The sequence below is a fragment of the Rahnella sp. AA genome, assembly GCF_002834385.1.
In the GTDB taxonomy this organism is placed as follows: Bacteria; Pseudomonadota; Gammaproteobacteria; order Enterobacterales; family Enterobacteriaceae; genus Rahnella.
In genome coordinates, this window is the sequence record NZ_PITQ01000013.1 from 1 (window position 1) to 15045 (window position 15045).

Below are 15045 nucleotides of genomic sequence, written 5' to 3' on the forward strand. Positions count from 1 at the left end.
CTGGTTAATCCATCGGAATTCAGGGCCAGTTTGAAACGCTAACCCCCTATTCTTTCAGACTTTCCCAATAACAAAAGTGACATTTTAACTTTGGAACTGAAGGTGACATTTTAAACTGGGATAGACAAAGTTTGTAGTAGCTATATCAATAATGTTCAGTGACCACACCGGAAGTTACTGCTTAATCTTAAAGCGTTTAAAAAGACTTTCTGGGATAAAGTAAATGTCTCCACGAGCCCTAGAACAAGCAACATAAAGTTTATTTCTTGTTCCAGGTTTCATCGTTTCTAATTTGCCCGCTGTTAGAAGTTTCCAATGCATTGGACTCAGAATGATGCAGATATCTTGATAATGATCGAGCCCTTTACTTGCTCCCCAGTTCTGAGACAAACAGCCGTAGAGGGTGTGACTTTGATAGAACAGCTTAATTTTAACTTCGTCGGCATGCAATGCATCTGCCTCAGCTTGGGTTTCCACCCGTTTAATGGTTGAAGTGCGCCCGGTGTGGTCCTGGATACTGATATTCAATTCTTTGGTGATAAATTCACACGTTGTGCGGGAGCACCGCCAGGTTTGGCTTAGCGTCGTTCGATCGATATGTAACCCAGCTGAAGAAAACTGTTTCTCATAGCGTTGAATATCTTCATGGAGACTGCGATTAACCGGGCCATCACGGCTTGTATCAAAGGTATGTTGGAAAAAATCCCCTACAAATAATATGTCGACGCTTGACCTACAAAGCGTTTTCAACAGATTAAAGTCATTCCCAGCAAAGTCTTGCACCTCATCTACGTACAAGGCATCGTAGTACTTTTCTATTCGTGCAAGAATATGTTGCACTACCCCCCAGTGATCCAGAAGCTTTGCGAGACGGTTATGGTACAACCGTTTTCCTTGGTCACAGTAATGTCGAAGGTCAGAGCGAGGAAAGCGATTTGTAAAATTCGGCGGTTGGCTAAAATTCATTCCCCTCGTATCGAGTTGTACTTGCAAAAAAGGGCGATAACAAAAGCTGTGGAGAAATTCGAAGTACGTCATTAACGTAATGTGAGACGGGAAATAGCCAAAACGGGCAATGATACTGCTGTGCAGATGCCGGTAATTGTTTTCCGTGTAGGTAATAAGTAATACTCGTTTTTTTAAATCAAGCTGGTTAATAATTAGAGTCGTTTTTCCCGAACCAGCAACTGCAAGAACTACTGTCTTACCCATGCAATAGCCTCCTGAATATAAGTTGGGACAATCAGTTCACCGCCTTTCTTTTTCAGTAGTTCGAACGCCACCTCTGCCTTGTTACCCAACATATAATCCAGGACCGTTAGTGTCTTTCGTCCAGAGGCAAACAGTTCATCGCAGATTTTCTTGTTGTCGTCGTAAAAACTGACTTCAAAAGTCCACCGGTCGTCATTTTTATCAGCAAACACTGAGGCCCCTTCATACAGAGAGTCATGGTAGTTATCGACACAGTTATGCTGATAATTTTTGTCATTATCACGTATAGCAGCCACACGTACTCCGAGTAATCTAGCCAGCTCAAGGTAACGCTTGAAACTGGTTCCCCCGATAGAAATAATGTGAACTCCATCCGTTTCGGGCGTCTTCCCACCTGTATGAGTGGTGTAACAGGCCTCGAGCAGAATAAATTCCGCATCGCCTTCAACGAGAATTACCCGATTGGATAGGACAAATTCAAGTACGTTGTTATCAGGAGCCTTCATGAAAAATTCAGCCGTGTCTGGGTCTAAGGCGGCAAGCGTTGAGACTTTCTGATGTCCTAGCAGTAAGGCACTTCTCAGATCGAGGCGGGAGCAGATGTGGCTAGAGTGAGTAGCAATGAATAACTGAGTCTGCTCTGTTGTAGCCAACTGACCGACCAGTTTTTTCATGTTGTTATGGCTAAGGTGGTTTTCGGGTTCTTCCAAGAGCATCACGTCGAGGTCACCATGTTCCCTGTGTTTGTTTAGAGCAAACTCTGTTTTAATAAAGCATTGCTTCCCTTTTCCGCGGTTCTGGATCGAGATCCCGTCTTCGGTAATATCTAAATCGGTTTCTAGGTTTGATTTTAGCCCGGTTCTGACTTCAAATTTGTAAGGCGATAAGGTGCCATTCAATTCAGCAAGTTGTTCATCCCGGAAAGCGTGCTTCTGCTGACGGTAACGGTTTTCAAGCTTAAATCGCTCGGTAACCGGCACATTGAAGTTGTAGACAGAGCGGGTGTATTCGCGAGCGGCATAATCGCTGTCAATCCGTGTGCCGTCCAGCATCAGATGCCTAAGAAAACGTTTGAAGCTTGCAAAAGGAGCCCCCGAAAAAGTGGAGAATCTTACCGCATAGTATTCATAGGGAAAGTTGTCGCCCTCTTCTGCAAGCACTCGATTAATGTCAGCACCATATTCCTCAATGGGGGCAATGCTCATTCTTAGGCCGTCTGAGATAATACCCAGCATGTTTTGGTTGCCGTTTAGATAAGGATCAGTCCCTTCGTCAAGGAAAACATCCACGACCAGTTGCGGTAGCCGCGCAAAAGTCTTCTCTCCCTCAGAAAAAAAATTATTCACAGCTCTCTGCGAGAGGAGGGATTCAAGGCCAAGACTTTCCACTCTGCTTCGACTGGCATTCAGCGTCAAATCTAGTGCCAACAGAATACTGCTCTTTCCCGCCTCATTATCGCCGATCAGTACGTTCTTTCCAGGATGAAACTGTAGATGCAGCGAGTCGAATTTCTTAAAATTTTGCAGCATCAGTTTTTTTATTCTCGGCATATCCCTTCCCCAAATGTGATTTTGCAACATCGATTAAGCGTTCAGGTATGTGCATTGTACAAAATATTAAAGATTAGAAAGATACAAAAACAGCAAAACATAGTAAGCAGGTAACGGTACAAGTACGCATCTGCGTACTTGTACCGTACTCGTAGTGGAGTTTTATATTTCTTTTGGTGGATCACCCCGGTTTAAGTGACAATAGAAAGATCTAACGGCGATCTTTATGTATAATCTGTCTTTAACCTAAAGCCTCACGGCAGTAAACACGCATTATGTTAAATAAAGCCAAACTTCTCAAGCAAAGACACAACCGCTGTCTCTAACCCAAAATTCAAGTATAATAAAGGGCACTTAATTTACTGAGAGTAACCGATTTTGATCACTAACATTCCTTCTAAAGAAGACTTCTATGCCACCGCTTCTCACATGGTAAATGAAGCTTGGGAAAACCTTACTAGCATTGCCCATGAGTATATCCAACTTCAAGAAAGGAACGAGTATTATGAGCAATCAGAGTATCATAATGAAGAAAATTTAATTGTACTCGACAATTTCTGGAACTATGTAAGACCAAAACTAATATCGGCCTTAGCATTAGTACAACAATCTGTTGAATTTAGACTCAAGGGATTGATTGTTGAAATATCACCATACTTACTTATAACCAATGCTTCGAAAAATATACCAAAATTTGATGAAAATGGGAATATTCCTTTTAGCTCATTCCATACATTAGATGCTCAGGATTTGTTCAAAGTACATCATGCTTATTCAGAGAATAAAATTGAAGAAGGGTTTTTTAAATGGTATTCCGAAATGCGTTTGTTACGAAACACATATATGCACACTGTTGAATTGAACCGGGACATTTCTTTGGAAATGTTATTTGAATCTATAATTACAGCGCATAATTATTTAAATAAAGATTATGGACATTGGATATGGAGTCGTTACAACTATAGATCTGAACATGCTTCGAATGGCATTGAATTTAAAGAAATGCCACCTGGGAATATTTTTGAAATGCTGCCTACCCATATTGAATTAACCTCCTGCATTAAATTATCGAGCAATGAGAGATGTATATCAAACTTCGGTTACAATAAAAACAATGAAAACTATTTTTGCAAGCCCTGCGTCTCCGTTATGGAAAAAAATGATTATTTTAACTCTAAATATCTAGATGAGTGCATTGGCACCATACAATATAATGAAGTAAGAAGTAAATATGTTTGCATTTTTTGCCAACATGAACAATTAGAGGAACCTGCTCCCCTCTGGGGTGAAGAGAATTAATTTTTAAATTCTTGATGAAAAATAATAAAAGCATCATGAAATATATTTCTAAGCAACAAATTTTCCTAAATCTAGTAAATAAATTAGACTTTCTCTTCTGTCCATAGATTAGGGTAATGGTTTTTGATCTTGTCACAACGTACCCTGCCAGCAACTCTACCACATGTACCGATAAGCGCTTTAAGGAGAGCCTCTAATTTGCTAGTGTCATATTCATTATTGATAAGTTTATGATCTGTAGCGTTGAGATACTTTCTGGCATAATACTCTTTTTTATCAAGTGAACCTTGATAGGAGTCTATGTCCTCTTTGTAGTTAGTCCAGCGAATGAAGTGATTATCAAACTCACCGAAGTTTAAGTCCAGATAACATTCAATTGCAGCTGCCTGGCCATTAATATTAGCTATTGTAAGTCCACCTGGGCCGCGCGCGGGGAACCGTTCAAACTCAGGAAGGTCAGGTAGACACATGCAACCCATATTATCAGGGAGAATCATTGCATTTATCTTATTAAGAGCATCAACTCCTTCGCTATCGTTATCAAGGACAAATACAATCTGGTTTTGCACGTCAATTTTAACCAAACCTTCTGCAAATTTCGCTAATCCTCCAGTTCCGGGAAATGGATGACGCGCCTTTACATCAATAAACCTAAAGAAGTCTGCAACACCAGGCTTTAACTGCTTAAAGGCTTTACTTAAAATATGGGCGTCTGATGTACCCTCCGTAGCGATAAGAAAAGACTCTTCACGCCTAACCCCTGTTTTTATTTCATCAATATGCACCCAACCATTAGAAACTATCTGACCATAGTCCCATTCTACGAATTCCGTTCTGTTTTTTTGGTTTTCACTCAACAGTCGAATTAATGAATACGGATGAAGAATATTAATTATGCATCCAAATGCGGTTTTTTCAGACCAAAAAGTATAATTATGTGGATCAAAATTCGGTATTTTTTTTATTACAGATAGCGGAAATTTATTTTTTATTAAATCCATATTTCTTTCAGGATATTGGTAGTCTATTTCGAACTCTTCTGAGCTCAGGTCGCTCAGAGAATAATGATTTAGAAAATGCTGTAATTCATCAAAGGTGTAGAGCACTCCTAATGGCTCATAATCTTTAGGGTAGCATTCAATCATCTCCTCCCGGTCCTGTGTAATATGCTTGACTAATGTGTCGTATTCTAAGCGAATAACATCTAAACTGAACCCCAACAGCTCGACTCGGTCCGCAACCTCCGCTAATGTCTTACGCAGGACGGTAAAACTCAAAGCCCGTTCTTCACTTGGCTCCTCCCCCTTTGCAAGTTCTTCGAAGTATTCTGGCAGCACTACATGGTCGCATTTCTGAAACAGTTCACCGTGATCGGATCCCATGGAATTCTTGCTCGCGTCCAGCATAATATCAGAAACCGTCAGAGAAATTATTGTTCCCATGCTTTAACCTTATTTTTGTATATCACCAAGTTGTTTATAGAAAATTCTACAAACAAGGAAATGGAAATTTATTTTGAATTCACTCTGAAAGTCTAGCCTCAGCTAGAATAAACTTCCTCTGCTCATCTGCACATTTATAGCATGCGAAGTACTCAATAGTCTTTATGTCGCCAGTTACGTATTCTTCACAATGTGGACAGTGAATCGCTGACCACCCTCGGTCAAAACAAGAAACGCAGCTCCATTGGCCATCAATATAAAATACAGACTTTGGATCATGCTCACATTCATGACAGCCTGCAATACATTCCCCACCTTCTTCCCACCAGTCGTCACCGGTTACATATACGTCACGACACAATGTGATTAATGCATTGGTGGTAATTTCATGAGAACACTTTGGACATTTAGTATTGTCAGGACTGAAAAATTCAAAGGGTGCTTTACAGTTTGGACAAGGCAACGTGTCTTTTACTTGCTCGACTGCAACACCCTGTGATTCGCAAACCAGACATTGATAATCATCACCCCACCTATGAGTGTCATTAACCTTACCTGCTTCTAATCCGCATTGACGACACTTCACAACTTTGATTTTCTTTAACTTTAAAATTTCAATGTCTTTTGAAATTTCATTAAATCGAGCATTTAGAAATTCCTTCTGTTTTAGCATTCTCTGATGTACGCGATCTAATTCTTTCTGGAAGTTAATAAACTCACCCTTCCATTCAACCGTGAGTAAATTATACAGATGGTGCCATGAAGACCATTGCTGAGCCACCACGCCCGCTTTATTAGCCTGTGTGCTTGAATATTCCGTATGTGCAAAGTGGACAATCTGGTTTCTATGCGCACCTAACGCCATGAAATTTTTTAGAATGTTATCATCAAGCCTAATACCCAGAATACTTTTAAGGCGTTGAACCGCATCGTTGAAGTACACAGAATTAAAATCACCAACACTAAAACTTTGTTTATTTGCCTTGCCAGGGTCAGCTAATATTAAAGTCCAGTGTTCAAGCATGAGTCTTGCCTTTAAGAAAAGCTCAATGGCCGTATAAAAATCAACGATTGAATTCTTAGGCCTTTTATCAAGGTCATCAATAGAGGATTCTAAGAAATCGATCGCATTTATTACTAAAGAATGAAAAAGCTGTTCATTACTTTGAACCGTTTGTTTGAGGATTTCGCGTGTCATATTTTCCCACGTTTTAGATTTTAGCCGCTGATGAACATTATACCTTTAGAGCTAGGGAACTGTTACATTTTATAATAGTTTGAAGTTGGCTTTACCTGATGAGGTTTTCACAACCTTCCTCCATCATCCTCTTTCTTTCCTGCATCACAACCTGCGGCAAAACGGGTAAAGATCCGCAAACGCCGCACCCTGCCATTTTCGCCTATGTAGTATCCCTATACTTTGCTACTTACTATAAGTGTGATTAGTGCGCCCTGCCCATCAATTTCGGTCAAAAAATCCTGCGGCAAAACGACATATAGAAAGAAACTTCCGCACAATGGGATACAATTTAGGGTAATTATAACGCCTGGTTAAATTCACCAAGCGTAATGAGGCTGAAAAGTGTTGACCAGTAGCATGACTCGTCAGTTAAGTCATGACGTTGTCAGATGCGATAAGCTAAGTATAAGACTTTGCTTGAAATCATTCCCTATCTCTGTACTTAGACCTCAAATATTCATTGATCTGTATAACGGCTTTGTTGCCGTCTCGAATGTGGGGGATTATTATTTCACTGGTTTTGGTGAACCGGTGTGCGACACGAATTCTATAAGATTTTACTAACCAGCTGACAAACCCCGTGAAGTATTCCGCATCAGCCATATCACGCCATGCCGTACCAATAGCACCTTTTGTCCAAGGGAATATCCCTCTAAAAAACCACACGCCATCATCGTTAACAATTATTTTGGCGCCCCAAATAAACATTGTTTGGCAAACAAAATTCGCTAAGCACACTAGCATTAAGATGGCCCCCAGAATTTCCCATATGTGGTTCGTTGAGTGTGCCATCGATACAGCGATACAAAATAAAATAATGAAAATCAGAACGGGTTTTATATAAGCCACCCATGACATTTTATAAACAGTGCCACTGAAATCACTCGTGCTATCTAACTCCATATTCTCTATTCCTTATAAAACTTTTTCGTTATATACCACGTCAGTCTTAATCGAGAAGTCCCATCTCGAACCCGTCTCGATTCGTTTTTAGACGCAATGACAATTATGCAATGTTATCACCTCTCCTCAGTTGGGAAAATTGAGTATTCCACTTCAGTCTCCAATAAAACGTAACCAGAGATCGTGTACTGCATTATGACCTCATCATTGATGAAATCATCTTTTAAGTTACCCAGCTTATAGAACGTCTAATGCGTCATGAGTGGCTGCCCCTTTGTCCAGGCCAGGGTTTTTTAGCATGGCCACCGCCTCAGTACCCGGCATAGAGAACTGCACCCGGTGGCGTGCCGCCACGTCCAGCGCAAATATCCGCGTATACACCTCGGTGGACTTCATGCTTTTGTGACCCATCAGCCCCTGCAGCACCTTCAGCGGCACGCCCGAGTACAGCATGTGCATCGCGTAGCTGTGCCGCAGCGTGTGCGGCGTGACCGTTACCGAGAAGGTGACGCCGTCACCAGCGGCGCGGGCCACTGCGTCGTTCAGCCAGGTGCGCACCGTGCGGTCGGTCACCTCCCAGATGCGCGCCGGCTCCATGCGGCCGGTGCGCTTGTTTTTACGCTCGAGCGGAATGCGCAGCGTGGCGATCATGCTGTTGATCCGGTTGAGATACTGGTTATCGGACAGTGGGACCAGCCGGTGGGGGATCGTCTTTTTTGACGGGGCTCCCGGGCCGCGCGTGGCCTTTTCCTGCCGCTGCTTGAGCGTGGCCAGCGAGACGTAGGGGTACGGCGGTGACAGTGAAAAATCCGCCCGCGTCAGGGCCAGCCCTTCGTTAATGCGCGCGCCGGTGTTCCACAGCGTATCGATGCAGGTCTGCTGATACAAATCAGGCAGGTAGTGCAGCAATGCGCTGACCTCCACGGCCAGCAGATACTCCGGCATATCACCGTGGGTCTGAGCCATGCGGCGTAGGGCCAGCGCGGCGGAGTAGTCTATCGAGACGGTCTGTGGCAAAGACTGTGAGTTAAAATCCTGTGGGATAAGCATCGTCATATCATTCATACCCGGTATTTTTAGTGTCGTCAGTCGTGGGTCAACAACGGCCTAAGCGGCGTATTCCTCAGGGTTAATAACCCCAATCGGCTCGCTGTTCATTCTGCAGACCGCGCAGATGCAACAGGTGCGAATCCATGCAGTCCAGCTCATAGGAGGCCTTGCTCATCATCTCACCAAAATGTCGCGTATTGATGTACTGCATTCCTGCCAGGCTGGGTTGTCCGGAATTGTTTCGCGCATAACGGAAGGCCGTGGCCCGTGCATCTGACTCGATAAAGGCTTTCACCACGGCGTCGAGGGTCGCGTAATTATCCTTGGGAAAGGTTTTATCAATGTCCATGACCAGCGACCGGGCCATTGGCCAGAGCGTGTTAAAATTGTGATTGTCCGTTTTCTGTTTATAACGTTCTGGGAGGTCGACCAGATCAAGAGCCGTGCTGATGATTTTTTTCAGCATCAGCTCAACGTGGTGGCGATAGAGAAACACAATCGGGTACACCAGCGTATCCTGGCTGCTGTGGCTCTCGGCGATGTGTGCTATCAACAGGTCTGCAGCCTGGCGGTACCCTTCTGAATAGGCATAGTGATCCGCATAAAACCCGTTGATACAGGCGTTGTTGTGCCAGTCTTTGGCATAGGTAAACAACGGTTGCTTTGCCGATTTGGTCATGTTCAGCCCGCCCCGTTCTCGCGATTTTTTTCCGCAATAATCTCCTGCGCGATCGAGCAGAACTGCTCATGCTCGGCTTCCAGGTAGTGGTAATAGATGCGGGCATCGCGCTCGGTCAGCCCGCGCGGGTTGCCGGTAAAATAGCCGCGCATTACCTCTATGGCGTGGCGGTAGGTGGCCAGGTCATACGCCCAGTCCGCGAGCTCGCCGGCCGCGTCCATCTCCTGCCCAAACTCCGCGTACTTCTGCTCCAGGATATCCAGTCCAAGCCGGGTGGCCGCATGCACGTTACTCTCGTTCAACACGGCGACCGCGTTGCGGATCTTTTCAAACTGATAGCCGAACCCTTCTTTTCCGGTGATCGATGCAAACATGTTTTTTTCCTTTGACCATTGTGCCGGTGAACATTGAAAAAGGTGACGTTCAGTGATGGTATTCAGGTCTGATAAATGAAGGGGGGGATAATAAGTCATGGTATAGTCACTTAACTTACTGTCACCGCGCTGAAAAATAGCCTGATAATTTTCACGAAACGCAATTAGTGACGACACCCATTGCACAGTTCCGAGTTATTCCCCACAGGCCGTTTTCGGAAGTGTAGCACGGGTGATTGACGCCCCCCAACCGCGTTCAGGCGTCCTACGCCCGCACTGAAAACACTCCGCTATACATTATATAGCGTTTTAAAATAAATATTTCCCACATATATGAGTTCTGCGCAAAAAGCCGCCACCCGCTGTGCGGAGATCCGGTTATGCCAGAAAGCGGATCTCACCAGAAAAAATGACAGGCATATGACAACCCCCTCCCAAATGACATGATGTCACTTACCGACATGATTGTATTTTTAATACTTGACGCCTATCTCAATGAAGGTGCCTAATGATTGTGAGGCTAAATTAACCACGTTAATGACAGGAATAAAATGATGCTCAGCCAGCTAACGCTCCGCTTTCCCAAAAAACTCATCGAATCGCTGAAAAACCGTGCTGTCACGGAAAAGACCTCGGTCAACGCCCTGGCGGAGCGTTTTCTTGACGTCTCCCTACAAACCAGCGCGCCGGATGACGACTGGCTGCAGCTGACCACGCGGCCGGACGAGGCGGTGCAGCAGCTGTACCGCAAAGTTATCCTCGGAGAAACCTTTGGCCGCCAGGCCCTGCGTCGCGCCGAGCTGCGCTTTATGACAGATCTTGCCCATCAGGCCTACCGCGATGCCGGCGCAAAGGAATTTGTCCGGTGGCCGGTGCTGGAAACGCTGCTGAACATCAGCTTCGAGCTGCTGGTCTGGCAGGCAGAGCACGGGCTGCCGGTGGACGGCCACTACATTAAGCGCACCTTTGAGTTTGCGACCGAGAACTGGCAGGAAGAGGCCGCGCAGTTTATGCAGGGCGTGAGCCACGCGGTTGACCCCGCCTATGCGGAGTTCCTGCTGCGCCCGCTGGCGTCCGGCTGCTTTGCCCTGGAGGAATTTCCGGACGACGTGCTGGCCCGCATCTTCACCCCGCCCCGCCTGCAGCAGATCTTTCCGCTGGTGATGCGCACGCGGCAGTGGACCTTCGGGCAGCGCGAAACCTTTAGCCGGGAGGTGCGCCCGTCGGTGCGGGAAATGGATGACACCTTCACCGCCGGTGACCTGCGGTTCGACATCCGGATCGACGGCCAGCGCGGCGACTTGCCCGCCGCCGTTGGTGATGAGGTGCCGCGCCTGTATCTGGTTCTGACCGGCGGCAACTTTGTGATGCCGTTCGGCTGGAGGGAGTTCGCAGAGCTTTACCGCCTGCTGAACGTCTATCGCACCACGCCGGAGGCAGTGCGCCGCTACAGCGAAGGTGCCCATATCAGCCTGGCCCTGCCGGGGACCGCTCACCAGGACGCGATCCTGGGTTTTGATGCGCTGCGGGTGTTTATGCCAGCCGAAGCATTTGGCGAACTGGTCCGGGAGCTGACGGAGCGGGTGGAGACGGGCGCCCTGGCCAGCGCCGTGGAGGCTTTACGCACGCTGTACGGAGATTTATAACATGACGGATGAGCAGACAGGAGACGGCGAACGTCTCAGCGCAGGCCTCGATTCCGCCGTGCAGAGTCCCGGCGAAGACCTGTATGGGTTTACCCACGTCGCGAAGCAGCTGGCACTTGCCATCGAGGGGTTAGGCCGGAACGGCAGCGCCGTGATTGGCATTGAGGGCGCCTGGGGCTCAGGTAAAACCAGCCTGCTCAACTTATTGCGTTTCGAACTCGAGGCCGGGCTACCAGAGCGAACCTTTGTGCTGTCCGTGTCACCCTGGCTCGATGGTGGGAGTATGAGCCCAGTAGAATCCCTGCTGTTGCCGGTCGCGTCCATTATTGCGGAAGAAGAAAAGCGCGCGTTATCGGGCCCGGCACTCAAACGCCTGAAGCGAAAAAAAGCGCTGACAGATACGGCGTCCAAAGTACTGCGCTACAGCCAGTCGACCGCCCGCCACCTGGGCCCCGTGGCCGAGATGGCCGCGCTGGTACCCGGCATGCCCAACGCCAGCGGAGCACTGAAGGCTTACTCAGATGCGGAATTTCTGACCAACAGAAAGACAACCGCCGAGCTGCGCGCCGAGATTGGCGAGAAAATTACCGACCTGGACCTGAGTTTTATCGTCGTAATGGATGACCTGGATCGACTGGAACCCGCTCAGGCGGTGGAGATCGTTCGCCTGGTGAAATCCGTGGCAGATTTCCCCCGCTTTCGCTACGTCCTGTCTTACGATAAAGCGGTGCTGGCCCATGCCATTCAGACCGGTCTGGGAGTGAAGGACGGCGCCGCCTATCTGCAAAAAATCGTGCAGATTTCAATCAACCTGCCCCGTCCGGAGGCCTTCAGCCTGCGGCGAGAATTCATCAGCGGCGTAACGAACCTTTATCAGGAGGTTAACTGTGCCGGTGCCAGTGAGGATTTATTGACCGATATTGCCCGCGTAACGGATATTTACGGGGCCGCGCTGTCCACGCCGCGGGAGGTTAAGCTGGTTCTCAATATACTGAAATTTCGCTACGGCGGGATGCGTGATTACGTCTATCTGCCCGATTTGTGCCTGCTGCAGCTTATTCGTATCAGTAACGCCGGCCTGTATGACTGGATAGAGCAATATCTGACGGAGCGTGCCGTCGTGGAATCAGGCGATGGCAGCGTCAGTGAGGAAGAACAAGCCGCGCTAAAAGACGCTCTTATTGCACACCTGGCTCATTTTCCCCCTTCAACGGCGCGCACGGCCTATCATCTCAGTGATTGGATACCGGGAATTGCTGGCTATGACAACGAAAACATTACGCTTTTTTCTCCAACGGGGGATCGGGAGCGCGCCGAGATGACAGCGGGTAAACGCCTTGGCAGCGGTGCCTACTGGCGTTACTACTTTGCCTTCTCCTCGCCGCAGAATGTCCTGTCCCCAGCGTTTTTTGAAAACCTGTTTATTCAAGCGGCGGATCCCGCCCAGCAGGCCGCGATGTCGGAAATGCTACTGGAGAAAATTAACACCAACGGTGTGTCCTCCCGTACCTGGTTCGAACACATTCTCAGCCAGCTTTCCCCTGCTACGGTGGCTACGCAAAGCGCGGCGGCTTGTGAAGGGTTGGTCAGGTTTTTCTTTAATCACGGTGATGCGGTGATAAAGCGCTATCAGCAGCTAAACGTCTGGTTTGCAGCGTATGACCTCGATACTGACGGCGTTGTCGACCGGTTAATACAAAGAATGTGTAAGGTAGACAGAGCCGCCTCAATCATGTTTCTTCAGAAAATCAGTGTCAGGGGGGCAGCCTGGTCATGGATCGCAAGGTATGTACGGCATCTTATGTGGCAAAATGGGCTGGTCGGAGACCGGCCAGCGTCGATAGATGATCGGGTGTTGTTAAACGAAGAACTGGGAGCAGTGTTGCCAAGGCTTGCTGAACGGCTGAACCAGGATGAAATTTCGACCCTTCTTTTAGAAACGAACGACCTACTGTCATATCTTTATGCCTGGAGAGATATCGATAACGTCGAACGCGTCAGGATGTGGGCTGAAGGGGTCATTCAAACCGATGAGGGGCTATTGCAACTGCTTTTGCGCTTAAGAGGTCGTGGCATAAGCAGTGCTACTGGCAATTATCTGAGTCTGGACCTCACCAGACTGAGTGAATTTCTCGGCGACAAGGATGTAATTGAACAACGGCTTGCTCGCATAGAGGCCGGAGGGCAATATCCAGAAGTCATCAATGAAATGAGAACTTCCCAGGCGCACGCACGTTTTTAATTATTGGGCCGGATGTTTTTATATCCCCATCCGGTCAAAACGCTCTCTAATTCATCAGGTGTAAGAAATTTGCTTCCTCTTGATGAATGCAAAAACGGCATGCTTACTTAGAAAAAGGTGATGAAGGCTTACACGCAATCCTCAAGGGTGGCAGAAAGCAACTCCGGTATCCTCGGTTCTGCAAGCTTTACCCAAGACTGCCCAATGCAGTTTTCACCAGGCTGGGGTTTACCCCCAGAGTGCCCAACTTTCGCATCAATCACCCCGAAGCGTCGTTTTCCCCTTTCGAATCAGTAACTTACCCCATTGACGGACGCGAGGGTAAAGATTGGTCCTAAACTCGCCCAGGGCTTGACCAACTCTGGTATAATCCTCGTTGTATCAGGGGCTTGCATACCGTCTGATGCGGTAAGGCGGCGGAAACGGGGGCGTTCCCGACCGTCCTATCCCCTCCCCCGCACGTTGGGCTTTTTCCGGTATAGCGGAAAACTCCCCAAAACGACCGATCACCATTTTGGTATTTATTGGGATCGATTATTATTGCCATCCTCGGTGAGTCTGTTTTTCACTATCCGTATCACCGTTCTTTCTGAAACCCCGCACAGCCTAGCTGTATCCCGGATGCTTTGCTTATTCTTAACTCTGAGTTCAAGAATTTTATCGTGCAACTGCAGGTCAGCTTGCCGTCCACGAAATTTCCCTGCTGCTTTAGCTTTCGTGATCCCCTCCTCCTGACGCCTGCGTCTGTCCTGATAATCCTTTCTGGCAATAGCGGCCAGCATATCGAGCATCATGCCGTTGATGGCCTTCAGCATCGCACGAGTAAACTCGTCTCCAGCGCTGATCGTAAGAGCCATGTGACTGGTTGGAAGATCCAGACTAACGACAACCAGATTTTTATCCTGAATTAGCCACTTTAGTTTTTGCCAACCTTCTTCGTCCAGTCTTGAAAGCCGATCAACCTGTTCGATCAAAATTATGTCACCCGGAGCGGCATCATCGAGTAAACGCAAAAGTTCGGGTCGCTGAAGCGAAGCTCCAGAAACATTTTCGGTATACCAGCTGGCCAGCCGAAAACCTTTCTCTTCGACGAACGTCTTCATTCTATTTTTTGCCCGGAGAGCATCCTGTTCTTTAGTCGAAGCGCGGAGATAACCATGAATGTACATTTTTTAACCTTTAGGTGACGCATAGGTGATGATCATAATGTACATGACAGATAGGTGATGATCCATGAGAGAAAAGCGTCATATTTTGATGGTGACACTGGAGTATACTGGGCCGGTTTGTAGTGATGTTATGGACGCCCCTCTCTGAAGTAGCCAGTGCCATACTCGGGGTCAGTTTGGATATCGAAAATTATTGTACTTTAAGGTGGTTTTTTGTACCTCTGAGCTGTGGTAGAGCT

The 15045-nt window shown here is 47.1% G+C and carries 12 protein-coding genes; 3 read left to right on the top strand and 9 right to left on the bottom strand.

Annotated features, from left to right (window positions below; translation table 11 throughout):
• Nucleotides 1–174 precede the first annotated feature (174 nt).
• Entirely contained in the window at nt 175–1212 is a 1038-nt protein-coding gene (locus CWS43_RS23175; RefSeq protein ID WP_101079493.1) for an AAA family ATPase, read from the bottom strand.
• A complete protein-coding gene (locus CWS43_RS23180) occupies nt 1197–2762 on the bottom strand; it encodes an ATP-dependent endonuclease (protein WP_101079494.1) in 1566 nt (521 codons plus the stop codon). The genes CWS43_RS23175 and CWS43_RS23180 overlap by 16 nt, the downstream gene beginning before the upstream one ends.
• Nucleotides 2763–3140: 378 nt before the next feature.
• Between CWS43_RS23180 and CWS43_RS23185 the strand changes: the two genes are divergently transcribed.
• Nucleotides 3141–4061 carry a hypothetical protein gene (locus CWS43_RS23185; protein WP_101079495.1) on the top strand — a complete coding sequence of 307 codons (921 nt, stop codon included), beginning with the start codon at nt 3141–3143 and terminating at the stop codon, nt 4059–4061.
• A gap of 83 nt (nt 4062–4144) precedes the next feature.
• Here CWS43_RS23185 and CWS43_RS23190 read toward each other — a convergent pair whose 3' ends face one another.
• From CWS43_RS23190 to CWS43_RS23215, 6 genes are all read right to left on the bottom strand, one after another.
• Nucleotides 4145–5503: a HEPN/Toprim-associated domain-containing protein gene (locus CWS43_RS23190; RefSeq protein ID WP_101079496.1), complete on the bottom strand. Its 1359-nt coding sequence runs from the start codon at nt 5501–5503 to the stop codon at nt 4145–4147.
• 79 nt (nt 5504–5582) lie between these two features.
• A complete protein-coding gene (locus CWS43_RS23195; RefSeq protein WP_101079497.1) occupies nt 5583–6701 on the bottom strand; it encodes a hypothetical protein in 1119 nt (372 codons plus the stop codon).
• Between the two features lie 465 nt (nt 6702–7166).
• Nucleotides 7167–7646, bottom strand: coding sequence for a hypothetical protein (locus CWS43_RS23200; protein ID WP_198555911.1), 480 nt, complete (start codon nt 7644–7646; stop codon nt 7167–7169).
• 237 nt (nt 7647–7883) lie between these two features.
• Complete coding sequence (locus CWS43_RS23205; RefSeq protein WP_101079498.1) at nt 7884–8702, bottom strand: tyrosine-type recombinase/integrase; 819 nt, start codon at nt 8700–8702, stop codon at nt 7884–7886.
• A gap of 73 nt (nt 8703–8775) precedes the next feature.
• The gene (locus CWS43_RS23210) at nt 8776–9375 is read right to left on the bottom strand and encodes a hypothetical protein (protein ID WP_101079499.1); all 600 of its coding nucleotides are present in this window, start codon (nt 9373–9375) and stop codon (nt 8776–8778) included.
• Between the two features lie 2 nt (nt 9376–9377).
• Nucleotides 9378–9749 carry a hypothetical protein gene (locus CWS43_RS23215; protein ID WP_101079500.1) on the bottom strand — a complete coding sequence of 124 codons (372 nt, stop codon included), beginning with the start codon at nt 9747–9749 and terminating at the stop codon, nt 9378–9380.
• A gap of 551 nt (nt 9750–10300) precedes the next feature.
• Between CWS43_RS23215 and CWS43_RS23220 the strand changes: the two genes are divergently transcribed.
• Entirely contained in the window at nt 10301–11395 is a 1095-nt protein-coding gene (locus CWS43_RS23220; protein WP_232777173.1) for a transcriptional regulator, read from the top strand.
• A 1-nt stretch (nt 11396) separates the two neighbouring features.
• Entirely contained in the window at nt 11397–13637 is a 2241-nt protein-coding gene (locus CWS43_RS23225) for a P-loop NTPase fold protein (RefSeq protein ID WP_101079502.1), read from the top strand.
• 521 nt (nt 13638–14158) lie between these two features.
• On the opposite strand, the gene CWS43_RS23230 is transcribed toward CWS43_RS23225, so the two are convergent.
• Nucleotides 14159–14806, bottom strand: a complete 648-nt coding sequence (locus CWS43_RS23230; protein ID WP_101079503.1) for a recombinase family protein — start codon at nt 14804–14806, stop codon at nt 14159–14161.
• Nucleotides 14807–15045 lie beyond the last annotated feature (239 nt).

What these genes read in the sequence shown, in the direction of transcription:
- CWS43_RS23175 (WP_101079493.1), bottom strand. Translation starts at nt 1,212, where the DNA reads ATGGGTAAGACAGTAGTTCTTGCAGTTGCTGGTTCGGGAAAAACGACT.
- CWS43_RS23180 (WP_101079494.1), bottom strand. Translation starts at nt 2,762, where the DNA reads ATGCCGAGAATAAAAAAACTGATGCTGCAAAATTTTAAGAAATTCGAC.
- CWS43_RS23190 (WP_101079496.1), bottom strand. Translation starts at nt 5,503, where the DNA reads ATGGGAACAATAATTTCTCTGACGGTTTCTGATATTATGCTGGACGCG.
- CWS43_RS23195 (WP_101079497.1), bottom strand. Translation starts at nt 6,701, where the DNA reads ATGACACGCGAAATCCTCAAACAAACGGTTCAAAGTAATGAACAGCTT.
- CWS43_RS23200 (WP_198555911.1), bottom strand. Translation starts at nt 7,646, where the DNA reads ATGGAGTTAGATAGCACGAGTGATTTCAGTGGCACTGTTTATAAAATG.
- CWS43_RS23205 (WP_101079498.1), bottom strand. Translation starts at nt 8,702, where the DNA reads ATGACGATGCTTATCCCACAGGATTTTAACTCACAGTCTTTGCCACAG.
- CWS43_RS23210 (WP_101079499.1), bottom strand. Translation starts at nt 9,375, where the DNA reads ATGACCAAATCGGCAAAGCAACCGTTGTTTACCTATGCCAAAGACTGG.
- CWS43_RS23215 (WP_101079500.1), bottom strand. Translation starts at nt 9,749, where the DNA reads ATGTTTGCATCGATCACCGGAAAAGAAGGGTTCGGCTATCAGTTTGAA.
- CWS43_RS23220 (WP_232777173.1), top strand. Translation starts at nt 10,301, where the DNA reads ATGATGCTCAGCCAGCTAACGCTCCGCTTTCCCAAAAAACTCATCGAA.
- CWS43_RS23225 (WP_101079502.1), top strand. Translation starts at nt 11,397, where the DNA reads ATGACGGATGAGCAGACAGGAGACGGCGAACGTCTCAGCGCAGGCCTC.
- CWS43_RS23230 (WP_101079503.1), bottom strand. Translation starts at nt 14,806, where the DNA reads ATGTACATTCATGGTTATCTCCGCGCTTCGACTAAAGAACAGGATGCT.